Genomic DNA, 25652 nt, shown 5'->3' on the forward strand with positions numbered 1-25652 from the left:
TAAAAATCTGAATCATTTCACTATTCACTATTCACTATTCACTATTCACTATTCACTATTCACTATTTCACGAGTACTCTTTCAACAATTCCCACATCCTGTCCTTGTCCACTGGTGCGCTAAACAAATACCCCTGAATGACATTACAACCTTTTTGCATGAGAAAACGGCTTTGTATTTCGGTTTCGACGCCTTCGGCTACTAGATTTAAACCCAGATTTTTCGCGAGATCGATGACGGCGCAAGGGATGGCGGTCAAGTGCGGATTATTAAAGCTCGATTCGTCGGATATTTCCATGATGAACGAGCGATCGATCTTGAGCTCGTCTATCGGCAGTTCTCGCAAATAGCTGAGACTGGAATAACCGGTACCGAAATCATCTATCGATATAGAGAAGCGCAAGTCCTTGAGTTCTTGCAATTGCTGTACGGTTTTTTGCTGCCCGCTCATGACTACGCCTTCGGTCAATTCGATTTGCAGCAATGACGGATCCAAACGGTGATTGATCGTCGATTTCAACAATGCCTTCTTGATGTTGCCGCGATGAAATTGTATCGGCGAAATATTGACCGCGATCGGCACCAAATTGATACCTGTAGCCTTCCATGCGGCTAATGTTTGACAGACCTGCTCAATCACCCAGCACCCGATATCGACGATATAGCCGGTCTCTTCGGCGATTGGAATAAATTCGGCGGGCGTTATGTTTTCGAGAGTCGGACTGCGCCATCTCAGCAATGCCTCGGCACCGACAATCAGGCCGCTATCAAGCGCGAATTTTGGCTGATAGTGAATATAGAATTCTTTCAACTTCAATGCGCGATGCAAGCCATGTTGTATCAGCATGTACCTTTCGGTTTGGCTTTCGAGCTTTTGGTTGAAAAACTGATAATTATTGCGACCTTTTTTCTTGGCCAGATACATCGCGCTATCGGCATGCTTCAGAAGGGCTTCGGTATTGTCGCCGTCGTCCGGAAACAAGCTAATCCCCATGCTGAAACTGATGTGCAATTCCTGTTCGGCTAAACGATAGGTTTTTTTGACCGCGTGGAAAATTTTATCGGCTAGTCTTGCCGCGGCTTCCCTGGAACTGATTCGCGGCAACAGTATCGCGAACTCATCACCTCCCAAGCGGCTGAGCGTGTCGGATTCACGTATTGACGACAGCACCGATTGCGCGAAATCTTTGACTAACTCATCGCCAAAGCCATGCCCTAAGGTATCGTTGACTGTTTTAAAATTATCGATATCCAGACAAATGACCGCCAATTGGCTGCGATCTCTTTGCGCCTGTAATATCGCGGTATTCAATCGATCCAGCATCAATACGCGATTAGGCAAGCCGGTCAATGGGTCGTGATGAGCCAAATAGCGGATTTTATCTTCCGCGACGGCTCGTTGCGTAATATCCGAAAATACCGATGCATAATGCGTGAGAGTGCCTTCTTCATCCCGAATAGCATTGACCGTGATCCATTCGAGAAACAATTCGCCATTTTTACGCCGGTTCCATATTTCTCCGGACCATCGGTCGGTGGTATTCAAGGATTCCCACATCTGCCGGTAAAACTCGGAGTCATGCTTGCCGGAACTGAGAATTTTCGGATTGCAGCCTTCGACTTCGGCGAACGTATAGCCGGTAATCGCGGTAAAAGCCGGGTTGATCGCAATGATGTTTCGGTTGTGGTCTGTGATTGATATCGCCAACGGCGAAGCCATGAAAACCGATGCCGACAACTTCAAGCTGTTGATATATTTCAGGTGCTTGATGCATTGAAGAATCGTGCTGACCAATTTGTCCTCAGTTAGAGGCTTGGCGAGAAACTTATTGATTTCCAGATCAAGCATTGCTTCGACTTGCGCGACACGACCAGGTCCCGGTTCAATGCCGCTGATAAGGATGATGGGCACGTTGGGATCGCACGCGCGAATATGTTCGACCAACTGCAAACCATTCATCTCGGGCAAGACAATATCGCAAATCACCAAATTGGGACGGTATTTTTTGTATAATCGCAAGCCCGTTTCGGCATTTTCAGCAGTGTATAAGACGCCGACACGGCGCTGCAAAAATTTCGATAAGCAGGCTAGCGAGTCGGGATCGTCTTCGACATAGAGTACCGATATCCATTTGAGCGGCGATAAATCGTCGGTCGTATCGTTTTTTTGTCGAGGGAGGTGTAATACGGAGTCATTAACCCTGTTGTCTTGTTGGTCCAGTAACTCCGGGCCATACGCAATCTCGAGTAGGGTGATGTCATCGTGATAGAGCGTTTTCGGGATACTTTTCAAATAGCCGTCGATTCGATTCAAATAACTGTTATGGCCGGTCTCGGCTATTTGTTCGATGAGTGTCACAAGACCTTGCTTTTGAGTTTGATGTTCCAATAATTCGATCAAACCATCGCTGAATATATATAACTTCGCTGTTGTATCGCAATGAAACCCTTGTACCTCAGGTAGAAAATCGTCACCTCCGACGATTCCCCACGCCAGGTGATTGGATGGAAAAGTATGAACGATCCGTCCATTACTGTCCGTCAGTAAAACCGGCGGATTGCCGCAATTGACCACCTCGATTAAGCATTGTCGCGGATCGAGTTTTATCAGTGTTGCGACCAAAAAGTGTCCCGATAGATGCTGATCGTACAAGGCTTGATTCAATTCGTCGGCTATTCGACTCAAGCTGAATCCCCGGCCAGCCAATTCTCGAAATTTCCTGGGAATGTTGAGCGCCGGTAAAATCGCCGACAAGCCATGTCCCATACCGTCGGCAAGCAATACATACAGCTCGGTTTCGGTATGCTCGATTGTGTAAAAGTCGCCGCTAATTTTATCCCTGGGCCGGGTTATTGCGTGTACGGCAATATTTCGATCATTGCCTATCATTTGAGAGACATAACCTTGCAGTCGTTCCGTTTCTTCTTGCTGCAGTTCGATTGTCGTATGCAATTGATTCAACGTTTCGTTAAAGCTATGCTTTTTATGAAGTTTATCCAGCGCTGTTCGAAATGCGGAGTTCAACGAATCGGCATTAACCGGTTTGATGATGTATTGAATCGTCTCCAAATCGATCGCTCTCTGCAGTAGTCCCGTATCGCTGTGAGCCGTTAAAAAAAGCATCGCCGCGTCGGCATCGAGCTTTCTGATCGTTTGGCACATCGCGATGCCGTCCATGACCGGCATACGGATATCGGAAACCACAATATCCGGCCGATGGGATTCGAATAAGCGTAAACCTTCTTGTCCGTTTTCGGCTTCGAAAACCGTTGCGCCTCGCCTTCTTAAGTAATTGGCTAGCACTTTGCGAGGCTCGTGTTCATCCTCGACACATAAGATCGATACGTTGTTCAACGATAATGCCGGTTTACTCAAGGGTTGTTCGGTTCTGTCCATCTGAATAGCTCCATATTGGGATGTTTGGGTAAAAACAGGCTAAACCTAGCGCCTAAATCGGTATTTTCAACAAGAACACTACCATGCATCGACTGCTCGACCGTCAACTTGGTAATGTAGAGCCCCAAGCCGCTTCCTTGGGGTTTAGTCGTAAAGTAAGGATCGAATAGTTTCGGCCAATCGTGCTCAGCGATACCGCCGCCATTGTCCTCGACGCGTATGATGCACCAATCGTCATCAGTATCGATTTCAACATAGATAAGCCCCTGAACCATTTGCTTTTTGACTATTTGATCCTTGGCATTGTTGATCAGGCACAAAATGGCTTGAGATAATTCACCGGCATGGATATATCCGGTGATGCCGGGGATTTTTTCTGTCACATGCAATTGAATATGGCTAAGGGTCAATGTCGCCTCGAGCAAACCAAGGGTTTCGGTGACGACTTGTGAAATTTCTGTTTTCTCGAGTGTCTTGTCGTTTTTAAAAAAATTGCGGAAATCGTCGATGGTCGAGGACATCTTGGACAACAACTCGTTCGATCGGTCAATAGAATGTCTGATGGTTTCGGCCGTTGCTTCGCCATGTACGAAAGCATCTTCAAGATCCATCAGGATGATGGCCAGAGCATTTAAAGGCTGGCGCCATTGGTGAGCAATGTTGCCAATCATTTCGCCCAGCGCCGCCATCCTATTTTGTTGTTGCAGCAACAGATCTTTTTTCCGATTAGCGAAAACCTCTTGTCGGACACGCCGGTCCAATTCGGAATTGAGTGAGCGCAATTGTTCCTCGGCCCGTTTTTGCAAACTCAGGTCATGGACGACGCCGACGATCTTTTGCAGCGCATGATTGGCATCCAGGATTGGCGTCATGCTGACTGCCATCCATTTCCATTGGTCATTGGCGTCTTTGATTCGGTGTTCTAGGTTTTTGATTGGAACATGCTTCTCGAGTAGTTCTTGGAAAGCCTTTAATAGAACCGGCCGTTCCGCTGCATGAAACCGATCCGATTCCAGCACCGAAATAATCGGCTTTCCAATAATTGCTGTCGTATCGAATCCCAATATTTGCAAAGCTTGTTGCGATACATAGTCGATCCTTAAATCGGCATCGATCGACCAAATAATGGCGTTGACGGCATCTACCAACGTGCTCATTTTTGCTTCGAGCTGTTTCATTTCGGTGATATCCAAGACGATCGCCAAAAAATACGGCGGCTCATCAATTGGTTCGAACAATTGCAAGTGTACTTCGACGTCGTATAAGCTGCCGTCCTTGCGTCGATGCACCGTCTCGAACAGTTGTCCCGGCTTCTCGTGACGTTTGAGCGGCTCTATTAATCGGTTGAAATCGGTCAGCGAATAGGCGGGCTTGATATCCAGCGGCGTTATTTTCTTCAACTCAGCCATGCTGTAGCCTAAATTAGCTAACGCTCCTGCATTGACGAAGCTGAAGCGCAAGGATTCGGCTTCGAATATATAGATCTCATTGATGCTGGCGGCGATGCTACGATAAAAACGACTGTTGTTTTTGCGCAAACGTTTATGTTCGGTAATGTCGAATAGCACCATCAAGCAATCATTCCGATTGACTCGACTGACCGTCAGTAAAACTTGATGCGTCGCGGCTGATTTGTCTTTTATGGAAATCTCCCGATCGATTACATCCGAGTGTTCGAATTCAGTCCGGTTGAGTAAATTGCGCCACTTGCCGATCGCTTCTTGCCGCTTTGCCTCGTCCGGAATTGCCCTGGCCCACCAGTCGTCAACTGTCTGAACATCGCTCGGATCGTATCCGAAAGTTCGTTTAAAAGCCGGGTTGACATAGAGGATTCGGCCTCGGTCGCCACTGAGGGCCATCGGCACCGGCGTCGCCTCGATAATGGCATGCGCTCTTGCCTCACTGGCTTTTAACTCGTTGCTGGTGTTGACGAAGTCCGTAACATCGCGCGCCACGCCCAACAGCGAAATTAATTTTCCGTCGGTCCCGAAAATCGGTGTTTTCACGATCTCGAGATGACGTTCGTCGCCCTGTTCTCTGTGTTGCAGTTGCTCTTGCAGAAATAACGGTTCGCGCATCGTCAATGTTCGTTGATCGCTTTCCCTGTAATGATCGGCAAGCCATTTCTCGAACAAAGCATGATCGTTTTTGCCGATTATGCTATCGCAAGAATTTTGCAAAAAACGCTCGAAAGCTTGATTGCACGCTAAATAATTCAATTGCGGATCTTTGAGCCAAACCATGTCCGGAAGCATATTCACCAAGGTTTTGTACTTGATCGCTTCGGAGTCGAATTTCTTTTCGGTGAAGCGTTGCTCATAGAGGGCGATTGCCAGTGTCATACTACAAATGACTAAGGCCATGTGATGAAGCCAAAAATCCAAATAAGACAAATCTATAGGGTGGTGACTTTCGACTCGCAAGCCGCACGATAGAACGATAATCAGCAAACCTATCGAGACACCGTGTCGTCCCAAACGCAACGCGGTAAAGATCATCAACAAAAACATCCAAAAGCTCTCGAACTGAGCCGTTTGCCAATGTTGCGTAAGGCTAAAGGCGCTAAGTCGCTCAAGAATTAGCGTTAACAGCAAGAACAATACGAATTCCAATTTACGTTGCTTTAGCGTAAAGCCATGTCGTTGATAATAAAAAATCAGGATCAATGGTGTAAGCAACATAATGCCAAGCGTATGACTCAACCAAGTCGATGAGGCCCAGGCGCCATACTCTTCAAGTGTCAGGCCGTTAAGGACTATCCAAACCAATATATTCAGTGAAGCTGCGCATATCGACGCGACTCCCGCTCCAAAAATTAGCAAGACGTAATACGACTTAATGTCGACTAATCGCGGATCGAAGTTTATGCGCCTTAACAAGGCCAAGCCTAATAATGGCTCTAGTGTGTTTCCTAAAGCCCAGAAGAGCGAAGGTATAATATCGGCACCAGAAACGATGTGGGTTACGAAAGCGCTGCAGACTATCAAGACTGCCGAAGAGGCACCTCTTATCAACATATAGGCCAATGCAAAACCCGAAGGAAACCAAATCATTTCTTGATTTGCAAAGGTGCCGGCAAACAAATCGCTCAGTTTGACGAAGAAGAAATAAAGTCCAAAAATCGACAATATATCCAAACAAAATCTTGTATTGAAAAGCTTCATAATCCCTTGTGTTTCAATTTTTATGAACTAAATTTTATGCTGCCCGGAGAGCTTGCAGTTGTCGGGCTATCTTTGTAAGTCGTTCGACTTTGTTGGCGATTTTTCGATCGGGTTAAGAGAAGCCAATGCCGCTGTGGGTTTCATAGATTGGCGAAACGCCTTGACTTGCCTAGTCTAGGGCATTGAGCAAGTCGATTCCGCACGCCGAGCGTCGACAACAATGGTCAGACGGCCAACACATGACTGCGTTACCGTCCTTCCGGATTTTTTTCTTGGAGGTCGTTAAAAATCAATAGAGCATGTCTTCTACCATCGCCGATGCGCGGCTCGCCCGGACAGCTTCAATTATACTCATCGCAGATCAAAATTCGCACCGGGGTGCCTGTCAAAGGACCCAGCACCTAAATTATCTAAGATAATTAACCATGGCCAATGGGCTATGGAATTTAGGTGCTGGGTGAATACATCCATACTCTATGCCAGCTCCATGCCGGTCCCTCTACCTAGCGTTAGGTGAGGGACCGAGCACACCTCTTAAGGCACTGCCGAAATTTGAAGTGCGAAAGGTATATGTCGATCTAATAACATAATCGGGTTCTTGGGATGCTGCGCAACATCAGTTATGGTTTTGCCGACGATACTTCTTAATAATAAAAAACGCTCTGTCAATAATAAGTCTACTTTTCATAGGGGATTTTGTCACACAATTCCATTTCCCGCAGAATTTCTTGCGATTTTAAAATCATATTACCGTACCTTGATTTTCAACTCATGCGACAACTACGTCGACATTTACGGGGTGAATGTAGCAATTCCCAATTTGGAGATCAAAAAGGGTGTGGGGTATGCGTGGCGAGGATGTCGGCAGCAGGGAGCTGCCGCCAAGCCCCCAAGGATGGGTTTACGGCGTTCCTCGACAGGCATACCCCACACCCTAACATCGGCGAAACTGCTCAAACTGGGAATTGCTGGGGTGAATGGTGGGGCTTGACAATAACTCGAAATGCCACATCATTCTACTGCTCACTGCTCACTGCTCACTGCTCACTGCTCACTGCTCACTGCTCACTGCTCACTGCTCACTGCTCACTGCTCAACGAACAACAAATGCCTCCGAATTTACTGCATTGTTATGTGTTTTTGGCATTAAGCGGAAAGCGTCCTGGATGTTTGATGATTTCCTCCGTTAAATCAACATCAAGATCCGGCCAATAAAAATGCCCGGGAGATTGCTCTTCCACGTTGATTATTGACTTAACTGCCTGATCCTTAAACCAAGGGAATTTGTCGTATGGCATGAATAGCTCTTTATCATGAGCAAGCAGCCATATACCATGGGTTGATATATTTGTTACTTCAACTTCTAAAGTATTGTTGCCATGCGCTAATGAGCTCATTGTAGTGAACCTCCACGAGTGATTCGATTTCTTTCAGTTGCTTTCGGGAATAACGGTAGTTCTTTGCCAATTCAATCTCGGGTTCTAACCAAAATTTAGCCTCGCCCTCGCTAGATACTACATGGACGTGCATTCGCTCTTCTTCTCTTGAGAAAAAGAAGAACCTGTAACCATTTTCTCTAAATACCGTTGGACTCATAATTTCAATCTACACATAACGTCCACAGTTCGCGTAACTCCGAATAGCGAAGCGTATTTTGAGGAATAAATGCCTTCATTCTTACGGTTACGTTGACCTGCGGCCATCTTTCGTTTTCGATTCCGCATTGTCAATCTATGCACGATGTTTTGCAAGCTGCTCATTCGTTAGATAGCATTGTTGCAAATACCATCCATGAAGTTTCACGAGTGATGGAAACAAGCTAAATGGGATGCATCTTTGAAAAGCATGCAGAAATTGGCGCTTGACAAGAAGCAGAAACACCCAATCATTTCACTATTCACTATTCACTATTCACTATTCACTATTCACTATTCACTATTCACTATTCACTATTCACTATTCACTATTCACGACCTTCCTCCACGCCGAATGGCTTTCAATCTTATCCAAGGCCGATTCCAGCAAGGCCATGCCCGGTTCGGTTCGGTGCCAAGTCGAGGCGCCGGACGGATGGGGTAGGGGAATCGCGTCGGTTCGGTGGCCGTAAAAGTTTACGCTGTGAATGTCGCCGACGACGTCGTTGAGTCTTTTGACCGGCATTAACTGAGCGATGGCAAGTTTGCCGACCGGGAGAATTAATTCGGGTTTCAATAAGTCCATTTCGGCTTGCAGCCATTTCGCGCAGTTTTCTATTTCCTGCCGATTCGGGACGCGGTCGCCGCCTTCCGGGTTCTTGCCCGGAAAACAGCGGCAGACTGCAGCCATATAAACACGCCGGCGAAATTCGGTTTCATTCAGGCCGATGCTTTCGAACCATTTGAATAAGGTTTTTCCGGCTGTCCAGGCAAAGGGTTTGCCGAAACCGCCTTCCTTGTCCCCAGGCGCTTGGCCGATCAGCAATATTGGCGACAAGACCGGGCTGCCCGATACGACCGGTCCGGTCATTTCCGGGCAGTCCTTGCATTGGGCCAGTGCCGAACGATGCTCGCGCATGAGATGTTCGCGTAGTTGAAATGAGGTCATGCTTAAAGGTCGATCTCGATGCCGACAGGGCAGTGATCCGAGCCGAAGATGTCGGGCGCGATAAATGCGTTTTTGACTTTGCCGATCAATGCTTGGCTTGTCAATACATAATCGATCCGCCAACCGATATTTTTTGCGCGCGCACCGGCCCGGTAACTCCACCAACTGTAGGCGACGGTTTCCGGATGTAAATGCCGGAAGGTATCGACGAAACCCGCTTCCAACATTCGGCTTATGCCATCGATTTCGGTTTGGGTGTAGCCGGCCGATTTATTGTAATTGGCTTTCGGGCGGGCGATGTCGATTTCTTGATGCGCGACATTGAAATCGCCGCAAGCGATTAACGGTTTTCGGCTATTGAGTTGCTGAAAATAGGCCAACAATTCCTTATCCCAGATTTTTCGGTAGTCGAGGCGCACCAGTTTTTCGCCGGAATTGGGGACATAGACATTAAGCAGAATGAAATTTTCAAATTCGGCCGCGATGACACGACCTTCCTGGTCGTGTTCGTCGATACCGATATCTTGCAGAATTTGTATTGGCTCTTGCTTGGTTAACAGGGCGACGCCGGAATAGCCTTTTCGCCCGGCCGAGTTGGAATAAATATGATAACCGTCGATACTTTCCAGGGCCGTTTGGACTTGGTCGTCCTGTGCCTTGGTTTCCTGTAACAGAATACAGTCCGCGTCGAGTTTTTCCAGGGATTCGGCAAAGCCTTTGCCCATCACGGCTCGAATGCCGTTGACGTTCCAAGAGATGATTTTCATGAATGAATAGTCCGAAAGAATAATGAATTTAAAAAGCTATTTTTTACTCGTTCCCATTGCCCTAGCTTGGGAACGAGCGAAAAAAAAACAACGTAGCCCGGATGGAGCGTTGCGTAATCCGGGAAACTCGGAGCAACGCCATTCCCGTATTCCGCAGCGCTGCATACGGGCTACACGCTGTAAATCCCATCGAGCAGCGGACTTCATGTGCTTCATGGTTAAACCGCCGTATTTAGGGTTATCGGGCATGTTTGAAAAACAACGGTTTACTGCCAATCGATCACATGATCTTCCAGGTCGTCGACTTCGGATTCTTTGATCGCAAAACTCGAAATCGATACGCCGGCTTCCTTGACACTGTCGGAGTTACCGCTTACCAAGGGGTGCCAATCGGGTAGGTCTTCGCCTATTGCCAGCAGGCGATAAGCGCACGTTTCCGGCATCCAGTCGAAAGCGGTCCATGCCGTCGATTGTTTTAAATCGACGCAGTCGGGCACCAGCCGGGTTCTTTCCTGATAACGAGTACAGCGGCACGTCTTTAAATCGATCAGGTCGCAAACGGCATTGGTTAGATAGACCTCGCCGGTGTCCTCATCTTCCAGTTTATTTAAACAGCATTTGCCGCAGCCGTCGCATAACGATTCCCATTCCTGAACGCTCATGTCGATCAGCTTTTTGGTTTTCCAGAAACTCATAGTTGTAATCTTTCCATTAGATAACAGAGACAATCTTGCTTGATGACCTTTTCGTCCAGTGTCAGCATGGAAGGCATGGCTTTGCGTGTAATGCACAATTCACCGTCTTGAATCATAAAAAACCGATCGCTAATATTTTGTGCATTGTCGTCCAAGGCAAGAATCGGCAGGGTTTTTAGACCGTCGACGGTCCCCCAGACGGTACCGGCGGGCATTTCATTGAAATTCATGCGGTCGAGATCTTTATTGAGCAGCAAGTCGGATGCTGTTTCTTTAAAGCTGAAGGTAATCGAATCGGGTATTTTAACTTGTGCGACAGTATGATAAAGATCGATGTCTTGCGGATAAACCGGATGTTCCGGGAAATCGCTCAAGTTTAAACAACTATTGAGAAATTCGAAAGCATGTTCGATGCCGTGTTGTTGATCCGGTTTACCGCATTCCAACGTGACCGATGGGCAGAGTTCGGCGAAGGCGGCCGATTGCACACCTTTCGGACGCGTAAAATAAACGATTAGGCGACCGAATAGCGAGGCCAGTTGTAAAAATTTGTCATCCAGTTTATTGACGCAGGCGTAATGCGGATTCAATCCGGTATTGTTATGAATATCGATACTCGCGAATACATTTTTAGCCCGCATAGTATCGACAACTTGTTGAGTCATTCGGGTTTCGGGGCATTCCGGCAACTCGGTACCGGGCCAGATGCGATTGAAATCGGGTTGCCGGTCGAGTCTTCTCAAGCCGAGTCGGGCGGCTTGCGTATTACCGAAAAATATCGATACCGAACGGGACAGCGCGCGTTCTTGATATTTTTTTAGCAAGGTTTGCACCGCATACAAACCGGTCGGTTCGTTACCATGCAATAAAACTGATATGAATAAGGGTGCCGGGTCTTTTCCGGTTAAATGGATCAGCGTCGGGTTGGGTAGTATCTTATATAAGGTTTCGGGAGCGGCAGTTAACAGGCCTTCCGGTAAGTAATCGATTTGATTCAGTTGCACAGGATTTTTTATGAAGCAGTATTTATTGAAGTAGAGTTTACATTATTAGCCATTCGCTGACCGGCTTGCCTCGGTTTTGGTTGTCCAGATATTGCCGAGTCATTGCGGTAAAGTCGTCCGGGTTATTTGTCATGAAATCGCGTTGCCATTGAGAGCCGGTTTGTTTGGAAGCGATTCGGTGTTGCACGACACCGAGAAAGTCTTCGATATCGCAACGGCTAATGCCGAGAGATTTTAATCCCATTACCGCGCGTGCGACGAGCTCTGCAACGAATAGAGACTGCAATCGGTGTTTGGCGCCATCTAGCCAAACGATCGGGCTCTCCAGGCCGTAACGTGCGGCTTGATAGAAATTATCCTTGGCCTGGCTAAACGGAACCGTGATGCCTTTGTCGACGATTTCATCGCATAGATTTTTGGTCAATCCATAAAAAAATAAGGCATTGGCGATTGCGTCGATCACGGTCGGTCCGGCTGCGGGCGTTCGATGTTCGATCCGTATATGCGGGGTGCCGTCGTCGTCGAAACCGATCAACGGTCTGTTCCAACGCCAAATCGTACCGTTATGCAATTTTAAATGCTCGAAAGTTTCCGAGACGGGGCCTAAGTCTTCGGGCAGTAAGATTGGGAAATGATCCAGGTTTTCTTGAAAGCATTCTAGGATCGTTTTTCTAGCGTATCCGGTTCCGAAGCTGACCCGTTTGACCGGTCCTTGTGCGGCGCCGGCGTAGCCGCCCGTTTCGATGGCTTGCTCGAACAGCGGAATTCGCGATTCGTGCCACAGATTTTTACCGAATAAATACGGCGCATTGCCGCATAGCGCGACCATCGGAGCCGAAGCGATAATCGATGCGTTATAAAAATGATGCGCGATAGCAAGCGGCACCTGCGTGTGGATTTGGAATGACGTCGTGGCCGATTCCAACATCACGTCATAATGGACTGTTTTTAGATGTTCGATGCCGGTGATATCGAGATGTATCGGCTTGCCCCGGGAATGCAGGATTTGTTCGTTCAGCGCGCGGTAGCGATTGAGATCCGACATATTGCCGAGGTTGAGGTCGGCTTGTTTCAGTGTCGGAAGCGTGCCGATCATGATGATTCGAGTGTTAATGCTTTCTGCCTGACGGCGCGCCTTACTCCAGGTTGTTTGCAATTGTTCGGCAAGACGGCTGCCGAGATTGCCGGCTAAAGGTGTCGGTACGCTGTTGAGTTCGATATTGAATTTTGCCAGCTCCTCGCAAGCTAGAGGATCGTTTAAGCCGGATAAGAACAGGTCGTTAATCGGTGCGGGAATCATGTTATCGTCAACCAGCCAAGCTTCGATCTCGAAACCGGCGACTGGATGGCGGGTCGAAAAGGCTTGTCGATCGAATAATTCACTGAGGAGTAAAGTTTCCTGAGTCAATTTTCGATGGAACCGGTCGAAATCGCCTAAATCGTAATGCGACGCTGAGATTTCCTGACCCATAATTGTTATCCGGTTGAATTGGAGTCATGTTAATTTCAATCGGCTTAACACGTCAACCGATAGTGGTAATCGTGACCGAAGCTCAATATTTAGGCGCGCGCTTCGAATAAATCCCAAACGGGTTTGATCCGTTCGGGTAACGGGTTCAAGCGCCCGAGCTCGACCCAAACGTATTTAGGGTTATGAAAATCCGAACCTTTCGAGCCGGCCAGGTCGAATTTTTGCGCGTATTGCGTGGAGGTTTGGATTTCGGCCGGGTCGTTGCGGCCGCAGACCACTTCGATTGCGTTACCGCCGACTTCTTTGAACGCGGTTAGTAAGCGCTTCATCCAGGAAGCGGTGAGTTTGTAACGCATCGGGTGAGCCAATACCGCGACCCCGCCCGATTCCTTGATCCAACCGATGGCTTCTTCGAGTCCGGCCCATTCGGTCGAGACATAGGCGGGTTTCCCTTGGCCGATGTATCGGTCGAAAGCCTCTTGTTGCGTCGTGACATGGCCTTCCGACAACAAAAAATCCGCGAAGTGAGTGCGTGTAATCATGCCGGCGCCTGCGGCAGCTTTAACTGCTTCGAGGGCGCCAAGAATACGTTTTTTTTCCAGTTTCCCGGCAATTTGCTCGGCACGTTCGCGGCGTATCGCTTGCAGTTTGTATATGCCTTCTTTCAAACGCGGGCTTTCCGGGTCGATATTCAAGCCGACGATATGTAGGCAGTGTTTATGCCAGGTGGTCGATAGTTCGATACCCGAAATCAGATCGATACCTGCCTCGGTTGCCGCTTGCTTGGCTTCGGCGAGTCCATCGGTCGTGTCATGGTCGGTCAATGCGAGACATGTGACGCCTTTCTCCTTGGCTCTCTGAATCAGTTCGCTGGGTGACAATGCACCATCCGATGCGGTGGAATGGCTGTGTAGGTCGTAGTTTTCTGGCATGATGAAGGTTCAAGGTTCAAGGTTCAAGGTTCAAGGTTCAAGGTTTGTAGGTTAAAGGTTAAAGGTTGAAGGTTGAAGGTGATTTTAATTCCTTTTACCTTTTACCTTTTACCTTTTATCTTTTATCTTGCACCTTTCCCCTGCTTTTCTCATTGATATTCACCGTAAAGTTTGGCATAGAGACCCTTTTGGGCGATTAAGGTTTCATGGCGGCCTTGTTCGCAGATGCCGCCTTCCTCGAATACGTAGACATGATCGGCTTGTTTAACGGCGCTCAGGCGATGCGCAATGATGATCGTCGTTCGGCCTTCGAGAAATTGGGCCATGGCTTGATGTAGTTTGTGTTCGGTTTCGGAATCGAGCGCCGATGTGGCTTCGTCGAGTATTACGACTTTAGGATTTGCGACGATCATGCGGGCGATCGCCATTCTTTGCCGTTGTCCGCCCGACAGACGCATGCCTTGTCGGCCGACGATGGTATCGAGTCCCTTGGGCAATTCGTCGATGGCGCTTTTCAATTGAGCAATCTCAAGGGCTTTCCAGAGTTCACTATCATCCACCGGTTTACCGAGCGTCAGATTCGTTCGAATCGTGTCATTAAATAAAATCGGATGCTGCAATACCGTGACGACATGCTCACGGATAACTTCGAGTCCAATCTGTTCGACCGGGACTTCGTCGTAATAAATGGTGCCGCTATCGGGCGTGTACAGGCCGATTAAGGTTTGTACCAAAGTCGATTTGCCGCCGCCGCTGGCACCGACCAAAGCAACTTTTTCGCCTGCAGGTATGGTGAGTTTGATGTTGTTCAAAACCTTTTCGTCGCTATAACCAAAATTCAGGTTTTCGACGCGGATCGAGACGGTTTTTTTATGGCTAAAAGGGTTTTTAATATGCGGATAATGGGGTTCTTGTTGCAACGCGTTGAGTTTATTGATTCGATTCAACGCGCCTTTAGCGGCATAAAAGGCATATTGGATGCCCAAAATTTCCTGAACCGGCGCCATCATGAACCAAAGATAACCGAATACCGCAAGCATTTGGCCGATACTGAGGTCGGAATAAAATACCATCAGCATTGCCAGGGCGCGGAATATGTCGAACCCGAATAAAAAAATCAAAAAACTCAAGCGGGTTGCCGCATCGCTTTTCCAGGCAAAGGCGGTCGAATAGTCTTTGACCGAGCGCGCTGCGTCGATCAGTTGCAGGCAATAATGTTTCTCTCGGTTACTCGCTCTGATTTGATGAATCGCTTCGAGCGTTTCGGTCAAGGCTTGTTGAAAGACTCCGTAAGAAGCATTTTCTTTCGATTTGAGGTCCTTTACTCTGGAACCGACCGCGCGCGTGAAATAGATAACGATAGGGTTCAACAGCAAAATAAAGAGACCCAATTGCCAATGCATCCATAGCAAAATTGCAGCCGTGCCGAGAATGGTCAGCACGGCAACCAATAAGCGACTGATCGTGGTGCCGATAAAGCTGTCGATCGTATCGAGGTCTGTCACCAGGTGCGTGACGACCGTACCGGCGCCCAAGCTTTCGTATTCGGACATCGATATGGTCTGCAGGCGGTCGATCAGGTTACGGCGAATTCTAAAAACGATATCCTTGGCGATGCAGGTGAATTGTTTGCCTTGAATGATGTGAAACAGGATAGAGATGATACGCAGCAATAGGCTGAGCAATAGAATCGTAACGATATAGAGAATGGGGGCTTGCCAGGCTTCCGGCGTGAAACGATTTATTGTGGCGATGACTGGGCCGGGCTTGTCGAGCAGCACTTCGTCGACTAGCAGCGGCATCAGTAAAGGCACAGGAACACTGGCAATCGTTCCCAGAATCGCTATGATATGGGCAACAAGCAATTCTTTTTTATGCAGCAGCGCGATGCGATAAATATAATTCCAAGTGTATAGTGATGGTTTTTGAATGAGCTTTTTACTATGCACGTTCCGCCGCGTTGACTGAGATAAATAACTGAAATTAGTAACTATTCAGCGCATGCGGTAGGTTGGTGTCAGGCATTGATTTCTAAGGACGCGTGAATACATCCCTGTAAGCTCTGACTGCAACGTCCTGTTGCAGACAGCCTTATAAATCAATGCCTGACACCTTCTCATACATGACTTATGCTAAATAGTTAGCGAAATTATAAGCCGTGTCGTATTTTTTAAAAACCCTAAACCCAATGAATGTTCAATTAATAATTTGTTTGATAGGGCTGTTAAGCCCGTTTTCAGTCGCATCGGCAATGAATATGGACGATCGGCGCCAGGCATTTTTAGATGCCGAGAAACAAATTGCGTCAATTAATCGCGGTGCTTTTCCTAAAAGTGCCGAAGCGCTCAGCGATTATCCCTTATATCCGTTACTCAAGTATCAATGGCTTAAAAATAATTTGGATCGCGATCAAGAGATTAAACGTTATTTAAACGATTATTCGGATATGCGCTATTCGGCGTTGTTGAGACGCGAATGGTTAAAGTATTTGGCGGACGGCAAGCGATGGCAGGCATTGGTCGAACATTATCGGCCAACTGATAATGCCGAGTTGGCATGTCATTATCAATGGGCCAGATTAAAAACCGGGTTTCGGGATGACGCGTTGAGCGAAGCCAAAAAACTTTGGACGGTCGGTTATTCGCAGCCAAAAGCTTGCGATGCTCTATTAAACGAGTTGATGGCATCGGGTGAATTTACGCAAGACATGGTTTGGCGGCGATTCGAGCTGGCATTGAGAAACAACCGGGTTCCGTTGGCCCAATATCTTAAAAAGGTGCTCGGTCCGAACGAGCGGTCGACGGCAGACTTTTGGATCAAGGTGCATCAATCGCCGCGTTTGGTCGAGCAGCCGTCCGAATGGCAAAAAGATTATCGTACGCTGGGATCGATTTTCGGCTACGGCATCGAGCGCTTGGCCGGTTCCGATGTAGATGCTGCGTTGAGCGTTTGGGACGCTAATAAACATCGTTATTGGATGTCGGTCGAGACTGTCGATAACGTCGAGCGTAAGTTAGGCTTATCACTGGCTTTTGCGAGAAGGTCGGGAGCTTATGATCGATTGAGCAGGGTTAACAATGCCGATAACACGGTCAGGGAATGGCGGGTTAGGGCGGCCTTGCTCGAACAAAACTGGCCTTATGTCATTGAGGCTTTGAACGGCTTAAGCGAACAGGAAAAAAATCAACCCCGTTGGCAATATTGGTTGGCCCGCGCGTTGACCGAAACCGGGCAGCGCGAACGCGGACATAAAGTGTTCGAAGCGTTGGCCGGCGACCGCAGTTTGTTCGGATTTATCGCGGCGGAAAACGTGAATCAGACGCCGATGCTTTCCGATCGGCCGTTGGCGTTGACTTCTGAGCAATTGGCAAGTTTTGCTCAACGACCTGCCGTGCGTCTCGTAGCCGAATTGAAGGCGCTAAATCGGGAGCAGGAAGGACTTCGGCAATGGTGGTATTTGCTGACTCGGCTCGATAAGCAACAAATTCAGGTTGCCGCCAAAGTAGCGCAGCAATGGGGCTGGACGCAGACCGCGGTATTTACGATTGCGAAAGCGGAATATTGGGACGATGTCGGCTTGCGCTTTCCGCTCGATTATCTAGACGACATCAAAAAGGAGGCACGAAAACAGTCCTTAGACCCGGCTATCGTATTAGGGTTGATCCGTCGAGAGAGCGTTTTCGACCCTAGGGCAAGGTCGCCGGCCGGCGCTCGCGGTTTGATGCAAATCATGCCGCAAACCGGTCGGCAAATCGCGCGAAAACTCAATGAAACATGGTATTCGGAAAATAGCTTGTACCAGCCGCATGTAAATGTTAAGTACGGTACACATTATTACAAACAAATGCTCGACCGTTTCGGCGGTCATTTTGCCCTTGCCGCTGCCGCTTATAACGCCGGCCCGGGAAGAGTCGATCGATGGTTGCCGAGGTATCAAACATTACCGGCCGATATTTGGATGGAAACGATCCCGTTTAAGGAAACCCGGGAATATGTCGCTGCGGTTTTAGGTTATGCGATGATTTATCAGCTTATGATGGAACGGGATTCGATTCGGCTCGGCGATGTCATGAAAGATGTACAGCCCGGTTGATGTTTGTCGGGAAGTATTGATATTGTCCCTTGCCGCCATTTCGGAAGCAAAAAAATTGAGCTGATTTTTTTTGTTATCTAATGGATAATACGCCGTTTAATAAAAATTAAGCTCAGGTACTAATAATGGGGAAGCAGCATAGTTTTACGCGCGAAGAATTATTAATGTCCGGCAGAGGGGAGTTGTACGGACCGGAAAATGCGCAATTACCATTACCGAATATGTTAATGATGGATCGCATCACTCATATTTCCGACGAAGGAGGTAAGTATGGTAAGGGTGAAATCATTGCTGAATTGGATATTAAACCCGATTTGTGGTTTTTCGAATGCCATTTTCAAGGCGATCCGGTGATGCCGGGATGTCTAGGTTTGGATGCAATGTGGCAATTGGTCGGGTTTTATTTATGCTGGTTGGGCGGGCCCGGTAAAGGCCGTGCATTGGGAGTCGGCGAAGTTAAATTCACGGGCCAGGTTCGTCCCACCGCAAAGAAAGTGATATATCGTATTCATTTGAAAAGAGTGATTATGCGAAAATTAGTGATGGGCATTGCCGATGCCACGATGGAAGTCGACGGAAAGGAAATATACGAAGCGACCGATTTGCGAGTGGGTCTGTTTACTTCAACAGAAGATTTTTAGGGGCGTAGTTAATGAAAAGAGTCGTAGTGACCGGTTTAGGAATTGTTTCCAGCATCGGAAATAATCGAGAAGAGGTAGTCGATTCCTTGAAACAAGGTTGTTCCGGAATTTCGTTTGCCGATGATTATCAAGAACTTGGTTTTAGAAGCCATGTGCGCGGCGCGATTAATATCGATCTGGATCAATTTATCGACCGGAAAGTCAAGCGTTTCATGGGCGATGGCGCTGCGTTCAATTATGTTGCGATGCAACAGGCGATCGAGGATTCGGGTCTTGAGGAGTCTGAAATCTCTAATTTCAGAACGGGGTTAGTCATGGGGTCCGGCGGCCCCTCAACATCGAATTTAGTCGATGCTGCCGATATTTTGCGCGAAAAAGGCATTAAAAAAGTCGGTCCTTACATGGTGCCGAGAACAATGTCGAGCACGAATACCGCCTGTTTGGCCACGCCGTTCAAGATTAAGGGCGTTAATTATTCGATTAGTTCGGCTTGTGCGACCAGCGCGCACTGCATCGGTCATGCGATGGAATTGATTCAAATGGGTAAGCAAGATGTCGTATTCGCCGGCGGCGGCGAAGAAGTCCATTGGACTATGTCGCTATTATTCGATGCCATGGGTGCGTTGTCGTCGAAATATAACGAGGCCCCCGAAACTGCATCGCGCCCTTATGATGCAACTCGCGACGGCTTCGTGATCTCCGGCGGCGGCGGTGTGCTAGTAATCGAAGAACTCGAGCATGCCAAGGCGCGCGGCGCGAAGATTTATGCCGAATTAACCGGTTACGGCGCGACCTCGGACGGCTACGACATGGTGCAGCCATCCGGCGAAGGCGCAGTGCGGTGCATGCAACAAGCGATGGCGACCGTCGATGCGAAGATCGATTATATCAATGCCCACGGAACCAGTACGCCAGTCGGCGATACCAAAGAACTCGAGGCGTTGCGCACCGTGTTTGGACAAGGTAATGTGCCTAATGTTAGTTCGACCAAGTCGCTGACCGGCCATGCACTCGGCGCGGCTGGTGTCAATGAGGCGATTTATTCATTGTTGATGATGGAAGAAGGTTTTTTGAGCGCCTCGGCCAATATTACCGAACTTGACCCCGATGCGATCGATATCCCTATCGTTCGTGAATTCAAGGACAATGTGACCTTAAATACGATCATGTCGAACAGTTTCGGCTTCGGCGGCACCAACGCAACATTGATATTTCAGCGTTATAACGGCTGATATTTATTAGGTTCCCACGGATTCCGCGCGGGAACCTTCTTTCCGTAGGGTGCGTATCGCGCACCTTTGCAAGCGATTCCTAGTTCCCGTTGCGCCAGAGAATTTGAAAGTATTGGTGCATTCCTCGTTCCCACCGCTCCAGCGTGGGAATGTGCATACCGATCTTGCTTCGGCAGATAGGGTATCAGTTCCCACGGAGGACCGTGGGAACTAGAATTTATTTTCCGCGCCCCGAATAAGGGTACGCGATGCGTAGCCTATAATTTATTTCGTATGACCCATTCCACTCAAAAATCCCGGACTCAATTCAATAAACTGCAGAAACGTTTGCGCCATGCGGTCGGCGACGCGATCGCCGATTACAACATGATCGAAGACGGCGATAAAATCATGGTTTGCTTGTCCGGCGGCAAGGATTCGTTCACGATGCTGGACATCTTGATGAATCTGCAAAAAACCGCACCGGTCAAGTTCGAACTGCTGGCGGTCAACCTTGATCAGAAGCAACCGGGTTTTCCCGAGCATGTTTTGCCCGAATACCTCGAATCCATCGGCGTTCCTTACCACATCATCGAGAAAGACACCTACAGCGTGGTCAAGCGTGTGATTCCCGAAGGCCAAACGACCTGCGGCCTGTGTTCGAGATTGCGGCGCGGTACCCTGTACGGTTATGCCGAAGCAAACGGCATTACCAAAATCGCCTTGGGCCATCACCGCGACGATATTTTGGAAACTTTTTTCCTGAATATTTTTTACGGCGGTAAACTAAAGGCGATGCCGCCTAAGCTACTGAGCGACGATAAGAAAAACATCGTGATCAGGCCTCTCGCCTATTGCCGCGAAAAAGAAATACAACGCTTCGCCGCATTCCGTGATTATCCGATCATTCCGTGCAATCTGTGCGGCTCGCAGGAAAATCTGCAACGCCAGGCGATGAAAGTCATGCTGAAGACCTGGGACAAACAGTTTCCGGGGCGTTTGGAGACGATTTTCACGAGTCTGCAAAACGTCGCGCCATCGCAATTGGCCGATACTCAACTGTTCGATTTCGCCGGACTCAAAGCCAACTCGAACCTGCTAAACGGATGCGAAGCGATCGATGTCGACGCCGGGTTGTCGTTCTTGGCAATGTAAATGACCGGCGCTGCTATCGTACTGTTCACCGATTTCGGGCCGGCCGGCCCTTATCTCGGGCAAGTCGAAATCGTACTTCGGCAAATCGCGCCATCCAGTCCAGTCATTTATCTTGTCAGTAATGCGCCGTGCGGCAATCCCCGAGCGGCCGCCTATCTATTGGCCGCATTGCGGCAACAGTTTCCGCAAGACTCGATATTTCTTTGCGTCGTCGATCCCGGCGTCGGCGGGGCGCGTAAGCCCGTGGTATTGCATGCGGATGGACAAACATTCGTCGGCCCGGATAACGGCTTGTTGAATACCGTCGCCAAACATGCCGAACGCCGCGATTGGTTTGAAATCGTCTGGCGTCCCGAAAATTGCTCGATGAGTTTTCACGGCCGCGATTTGTTCGCGCCGGTCGCGGCACGCCTCGTCCTGGGTCAAGCGGCAGACGATTTAAAACCTTACGATGTCGATATCGCCGATTGGCCTGAAGATCTGGCCGAAATTATTTATTTCGACGGCTACGGCAATGCCTTTACCGGTCTGCGTTACCGTTCCGAACTGGATGGACGGAAGTTAATGGTCGACGGACGCAGGCTCGAGCAAGCCGGCACCTTCAGCGAAGTCGGGGTAGGCGAGCCGTTTTGGTATTGCAATTCATGCGGCTTGGTCGAAATCGCCGTCAATCAAGGCCATGCCGAACGGCAATTGGATCTTCGGATCGGCATGAAGGTCGCTTATGAATGAAGTCAAACGCTGGCAATTTTGGATAGACCGGGGCGGCACCTTTACCGACGTTGTCGCGAAAAGCCCGGACGGACGCCTGCTTACGCATAAATTACTGTCGGATAACCCGGAACGTTACCGGGATGCCGCGTTGCAAGGCATGCGCGATATCCTGAATGTGGGTCCAGCAGAGCCGCTGGCGGATGCCGTCGAAATCGTCAAAATGGGCACGACGGTCGGCACCAATGCCTTGCTCGAACGCAAAGGCGAACCCGTCGCGCTAATAATCACAAAAGGCTTCAAGGATTGTTTGCGCATCGCTTACCAGAACCGGCCCGATATCTTCGCGCTGAATATCCAACTGCCCGAACAGCTTTATCGAACCGTCGTTGAAATCGACGAGCGTATCGACGCGCAAGGCAGCGTGCTTAAAACCTTGGACGAGCAGCTTGCCGAACGGCAGTTACAAGCGCTTTACGACCAAGGCTTGCGCGCGATCGCGGTAGTATTGCTTCATGCCTGGCGTTATCCGGCGCATGAAATCCGCTTGCAGAAAATCGCCGAAAGGGTCGGCTTCACGCAAATCTCCATTTCGCATCAAGTCAGTCCTTTAATGAAGATCGTCGGGCGCGGCGATACGACCGTCGTCGATGCCTATTTATCGCCGATGTTGCAGCACTATGTCGATCAGGTTGCCTCGGGTTTGGGCGGCGAGCGCTCGGATGAAGTTCGCTTGATGTTCATGCAATCGAACGGTGGCTTGACCGATGCCAAGCGTTTTCGAGGCCGCGATTGTATTTTATCGGGCCCGGCAGGCGGTATCGTCGGTGCGGTCGCGATCGCGCAACAGGCCGGTTTCGACAAAATCATCGCGTTCGACATGGGCGGCACCTCGACCGATGTCGCGAATTCCGCAGGCGAATACGAACGCCGCTTCGAAACCGAGGTCGCGGGCGTTAGAATGCGTGTGCCGATGATGGCGATACACACCGTCGCGGCGGGCGGCGGCTCGATTCTGCATTTCGACGGCATGCGCTACCGGGTCGGTCCCGATTCGGCCGGCGCGAATCCGGGGCCGGCCGGCTACCGGCGAGGCGGTCCGTTGACCGTGACCGATGCGAATATCATGTTGGGGAGATTGCCGCTGTTTCCGGCCGTTTTCGGCACCGAAGGCAATTTGCCACTCGATCGGGGCCGGGTTGGAGTTTTGTTCGCCGAACTTTCACAGCGCATACAAGAGGCGACCGGCGATAGCCGAAGTCCCGAACAAGTCGCCGAAGGTTTTCTCGATATCGCGGTCGAAAACATGGCGGCGGCCATCAAGACTATCTCGGTGCAAAAAGGCTACGACGTTTCCGAATATGCCTTGTGCTGTTACGGCGCGGCGGCGGGACAACATGCCTGCTCGGTGGCCGAACGCTTGGGGATGCGGCGTATTATCCTGCATCCGTTCGCGGGCGTCTTGTCGGCCTACGGCATGGGTCTGGCAGACTTGCGCACGGTTCGACAAAAAGCCTTGGAACGGCCGTGGGGCAAGGTTTCGTTGGACGCTTTACGACTCGAATTCGATGCGTTGGAACGAGAAGGGCATGCCGAGATTGCCGCGCAAGGCGTTGTAAAAGTTCGCATCGAAGCGGTTCGCCGCCTGTTTTTACGCTACCAGGGCACCGATACCGCGTTGGCGGTCGAATTTGCCGAGCAGTCGGTCATGCTGGCCGATTTCGAACGGCAATACTTGCGCCAATTCGGGTTTACCTATGCCGACAAGCCGCTCATTATTGAATCGATGGCCGTCGAAGTCATCGGACTCAGCGGGCAGGACGCATCGATACCGGCAGAGGAGCATAATTCAGAATCCATCGCGCCGCTGACGATCGAATCGGTTTTTTTCCGTGGACGGCATTGGCAAACCCCCGTATATCGGCGTGAACAATTAAACCGGGGCAGGGTCATCGACGGGCCGACTATTATCATCGAACCGACCTCGACCCTCGTGATCGACCCAGGCTGGTGTGCCTCGGTCGATCAGGGGCGCAATCTCATTCTGACGCGGCAACAGGGCAGCGAACATGCCGCATTGACGACCGGTGCGTCGCCCGATCCGGTCATGTTGGAAATTTTCAACAAACTGTTCATATCGATTGCCGAGCAGATGGGTTTCGTCCTGCAAAATACCGCGCACTCGGTCAATATCAAGGAAAGGCTGGATTTTTCATGCGCGCTGTTCGATGCGCAAGGCGAGCTGATCGCGAACGCGCCGCATATTCCGGTGCATCTTGGCTCGATGGGCGAGACCGTCAAATGCTTGGTGCAAAACAGCGATTTCACGATGGCGCGCGGTGATGTCTTTCTGGTCAATTCGCCTTATCGAGGCGGCACGCATCTGCCCGATATCACGATTATCACGCCGGTTTTCGATCGGGATAGGCTGCTGTTTTTTACCGCATCGCGCGGTCATCATGCCGATATCGGCGGCATCACGCCGGGATCGATGCCATCGCACAGCCGCTCGATCGAAGAGGAGGGCGTGTTGACTTCCGGCATCAAGATCGTCGAACAAGGCCGTTTCAACGAGGAGTCGCTGAGGGGTTGGTTGCTGTCGGGAGGCTATCCCGCGCGCAATTCCGAGCAGAATATTGCCGATTTTCAGGCACAGATCGCCGCGAACGAAAAAGGCGCTCAAGAACTGCATAAAATGATCGCGCATTATTCATTGGCGGTCGTGCAGGCCTACATGCGCTTCGTGCAGGACAATGCCGAGGCCTCGGTGCGCAAGATTTTGGCCAATCTGCCGGATGGACAATTTCGTTATGCGCTCGACGACGGTGCCGAAATCGCCGTGCGCGTAACTGTCGACCGCGAACACCAGCGCGCGCGTATCGATTTCAGCGGCACCTCGCCGCAACAATCCGGTAATTTCAACGCGCCGTCGGCAGTCTGCAAGGCGGCGGTACTCTATGTCTTCAGAACCTTAGTGCAAGACGACATTCCGCTTAATGCCGGTTGTCTCAAGCCGCTCGATATCGTCATTCCGGAAGGCTCTATGCTTAATCCGAAGTACCCGGCCGCAGTCGTAGCCGGCAATGTCGAGACATCGCAAATCATCGTCGATGCCTTGTACGGCGCATTGGGCGTATTGGCCGGATCGCAAGGCACGATGAACAATCTGACCTTCGGCAATCAGCGTTATCAATATTACGAAACGATTTGCGGCGGAGCCGGTGCCGGCAACGGTTTCGACGGCTGCAGCGCGGTACATACGCACATGACTAATTCGCGCATTACCGACCCAGAAGTGCTGGAATGGCGTTTTCCGGTTTTGCTCGAAACATTTTCGATACGCCAAGGCAGCGGCGGCCAAGGCGCGTTCAACGGCGGGAACGGGGTCGTGCGCAGAATCAAGTTTCTCGAACCGATGAGCGTTAACATTTTGTCGAGCCATCGCGCAACCGCTCCATTCGGACTGAACGGCGGCGAGCCCGGCGCGGCCGGCAAAAATAGCCTATGGCGGGCAAGCGGGCCCGTCGAGTCTTTAGGCGGTTGCGCCCAAGTCGAAATGCAAGCCGGGGACGTGCTGCAAATCGAAACGCCCGGCGGCGGCGGGTACGGTAGTAAAGTGGTTTGATAGATTGTGAGGCAAAAAAGGAGACTTATACCCTTTGCTATTCAAATTTCGGCGTTGGGGTGCCCGTCAAAGGACGCCGTGAATACGTCCATGTAGATAATCCCTTTATACTCAAGAAATAGCTAACTTTATGAGGGTATGGGGTGTGTCTAGCGAGGATGTCGGCGGCGATACGAAAAGTAAATTCGTTTTCAAGCCGAATC

Annotated in this window: 17 protein-coding genes; 6 read left to right on the forward strand and 11 right to left on the reverse strand. The window is 49.7% G+C overall.

The features are described from left to right. Positions 1-67: 67 nt before the first annotated feature. The 11 genes from EQU24_RS09595 to EQU24_RS09650 all read right to left on the reverse strand — a co-directional run bounded on the left by EQU24_RS09595 (position 68) and on the right by EQU24_RS09650 (position 15962). The gene (locus EQU24_RS09595; RefSeq protein ID WP_017839709.1) at positions 68-3397 is read right to left on the reverse strand and encodes an EAL domain-containing protein; all 3330 of its coding nucleotides are present in this window, start codon (positions 3395-3397) and stop codon (positions 68-70) included. After that, a complete protein-coding gene (locus EQU24_RS09600; protein WP_017839708.1) occupies positions 3373-6561 on the reverse strand; it encodes a PAS domain S-box protein in 3189 nt (1062 codons plus the stop codon). Before EQU24_RS09600 ends, EQU24_RS09595 begins: the two co-directional genes overlap by 25 nt. 1130 nt (positions 6562-7691) lie before the next feature. Then, complete coding sequence (locus EQU24_RS09610) at positions 7692-7958, reverse strand: DUF2442 domain-containing protein (RefSeq protein ID WP_017839707.1); 267 nt, start codon at positions 7956-7958, stop codon at positions 7692-7694. Further along, the gene (locus tag EQU24_RS23450; RefSeq protein WP_083877636.1) at positions 7918-8157 is read right to left on the reverse strand and encodes a DUF4160 domain-containing protein; all 240 of its coding nucleotides are present in this window, start codon (positions 8155-8157) and stop codon (positions 7918-7920) included. Before EQU24_RS23450 ends, EQU24_RS09610 begins: the two co-directional genes overlap by 41 nt. Positions 8158-8517: 360 nt before the next feature. Beyond that, entirely contained in the window at positions 8518-9144 is a 627-nt protein-coding gene (locus tag EQU24_RS09620) for a uracil-DNA glycosylase family protein (protein WP_017839706.1), read from the reverse strand. Between the two features lie 2 nt (positions 9145-9146). Next, positions 9147-9911: an exodeoxyribonuclease III gene (locus EQU24_RS09625; RefSeq protein WP_017839705.1), complete on the reverse strand. Its 765-nt coding sequence runs from the start codon at positions 9909-9911 to the stop codon at positions 9147-9149. A gap of 266 nt (positions 9912-10177) precedes the next feature. Then, entirely contained in the window at positions 10178-10615 is a 438-nt protein-coding gene (locus EQU24_RS09630) for a YcgN family cysteine cluster protein (RefSeq protein WP_026130055.1), read from the reverse strand. Continuing rightward, positions 10603-11610, reverse strand: coding sequence for a M14 family metallopeptidase (locus EQU24_RS09635; RefSeq protein ID WP_017839703.1), 1008 nt, complete (start codon positions 11608-11610; stop codon positions 10603-10605). Before EQU24_RS09635 ends, EQU24_RS09630 begins: the two co-directional genes overlap by 13 nt. A gap of 37 nt (positions 11611-11647) precedes the next feature. Then, positions 11648-13081: a glutamate-cysteine ligase family protein gene (locus EQU24_RS09640; RefSeq protein ID WP_017839702.1), complete on the reverse strand. Its 1434-nt coding sequence runs from the start codon at positions 13079-13081 to the stop codon at positions 11648-11650. An 89-nt stretch (positions 13082-13170) separates the two neighbouring features. Then, on the reverse strand, positions 13171-14013 hold the full coding sequence (locus EQU24_RS09645) for a PHP domain-containing protein (RefSeq protein ID WP_026130054.1): 843 nt from the start codon (positions 14011-14013) through the stop codon (positions 13171-13173). Between the two features lie 149 nt (positions 14014-14162). Beyond that, positions 14163-15962, reverse strand: coding sequence for an ABC transporter ATP-binding protein (locus EQU24_RS09650; protein WP_017839700.1), 1800 nt, complete (start codon positions 15960-15962; stop codon positions 14163-14165). Positions 15963-16201: 239 nt separating this feature from the next. Here EQU24_RS09650 and EQU24_RS09655 point away from each other — a divergent pair, with 239 nt between their 5' ends. From EQU24_RS09655 to EQU24_RS09680, 6 genes are all read left to right on the forward strand, one after another. Then, positions 16202-18106, forward strand: coding sequence for a lytic transglycosylase domain-containing protein (locus EQU24_RS09655; protein WP_026130052.1), 1905 nt, complete (start codon positions 16202-16204; stop codon positions 18104-18106). Between the two features lie 125 nt (positions 18107-18231). Beyond that, positions 18232-18747, forward strand: a complete 516-nt coding sequence (gene fabA / locus EQU24_RS09660) for a 3-hydroxyacyl-[acyl-carrier-protein] dehydratase FabA (RefSeq protein ID WP_017839698.1) — start codon at positions 18232-18234, stop codon at positions 18745-18747. 11 nt (positions 18748-18758) lie between these two features. Then, complete coding sequence (gene fabB / locus EQU24_RS09665) at positions 18759-19979, forward strand: beta-ketoacyl-ACP synthase I (RefSeq protein ID WP_017839697.1); 1221 nt, start codon at positions 18759-18761, stop codon at positions 19977-19979. 273 nt (positions 19980-20252) lie between these two features. Beyond that, positions 20253-21113 (forward strand): tRNA 2-thiocytidine(32) synthetase TtcA, encoded by an 861-nt coding sequence (ttcA, locus tag EQU24_RS09670; protein WP_017839696.1) that lies wholly within the window; start codon positions 20253-20255, stop codon positions 21111-21113. After that, the gene (locus EQU24_RS09675) at positions 21114-21845 is read left to right on the forward strand and encodes an SAM hydrolase/SAM-dependent halogenase family protein (protein WP_017839695.1); all 732 of its coding nucleotides are present in this window, start codon (positions 21114-21116) and stop codon (positions 21843-21845) included. It abuts the gene before it with no gap. Continuing rightward, positions 21838-25449, forward strand: coding sequence for a hydantoinase B/oxoprolinase family protein (locus EQU24_RS09680; protein WP_017839694.1), 3612 nt, complete (start codon positions 21838-21840; stop codon positions 25447-25449). The genes EQU24_RS09675 and EQU24_RS09680 overlap by 8 nt, the downstream gene beginning before the upstream one ends. Positions 25450-25652: the final 203 nt, after the last annotated feature.

Source organism: Methylotuvimicrobium buryatense (assembly GCF_005931095.1).
GTDB lineage: Bacteria > Pseudomonadota > Gammaproteobacteria > Methylococcales > Methylomonadaceae > Methylotuvimicrobium > Methylotuvimicrobium buryatense.

Coding starts and splice junctions, on each gene's coding strand:
- EQU24_RS09600 (WP_017839708.1), bottom strand. CDS start 6,561: ATGAAGCTTTTCAATACAAGATTTTGTTTGGATATATTGTCGATTTTT.
- fabA (WP_017839698.1), top strand. CDS start 18,232: ATGGGGAAGCAGCATAGTTTTACGCGCGAAGAATTATTAATGTCCGGC.
- fabB (WP_017839697.1), top strand. CDS start 18,759: ATGAAAAGAGTCGTAGTGACCGGTTTAGGAATTGTTTCCAGCATCGGA.
- EQU24_RS09620 (WP_017839706.1), bottom strand. CDS start 9,144: ATGACCTCATTTCAACTACGCGAACATCTCATGCGCGAGCATCGTTCG.
- EQU24_RS09645 (WP_026130054.1), bottom strand. CDS start 14,013: ATGCCAGAAAACTACGACCTACACAGCCATTCCACCGCATCGGATGGT.
- ttcA (WP_017839696.1), top strand. CDS start 20,253: ATGACCCATTCCACTCAAAAATCCCGGACTCAATTCAATAAACTGCAG.
- EQU24_RS09625 (WP_017839705.1), bottom strand. CDS start 9,911: ATGAAAATCATCTCTTGGAACGTCAACGGCATTCGAGCCGTGATGGGC.
- EQU24_RS09655 (WP_026130052.1), top strand. CDS start 16,202: ATGAATGTTCAATTAATAATTTGTTTGATAGGGCTGTTAAGCCCGTTT.
- EQU24_RS09675 (WP_017839695.1), top strand. CDS start 21,114: ATGACCGGCGCTGCTATCGTACTGTTCACCGATTTCGGGCCGGCCGGC.
- EQU24_RS09680 (WP_017839694.1), top strand. CDS start 21,838: ATGAATGAAGTCAAACGCTGGCAATTTTGGATAGACCGGGGCGGCACC.
- EQU24_RS23450 (WP_083877636.1), bottom strand. CDS start 8,157: ATGAGTCCAACGGTATTTAGAGAAAATGGTTACAGGTTCTTCTTTTTC.
- EQU24_RS09595 (WP_017839709.1), bottom strand. CDS start 3,397: ATGGACAGAACCGAACAACCCTTGAGTAAACCGGCATTATCGTTGAAC.
- EQU24_RS09610 (WP_017839707.1), bottom strand. CDS start 7,958: ATGAGCTCATTAGCGCATGGCAACAATACTTTAGAAGTTGAAGTAACA.
- EQU24_RS09640 (WP_017839702.1), bottom strand. CDS start 13,081: ATGGGTCAGGAAATCTCAGCGTCGCATTACGATTTAGGCGATTTCGAC.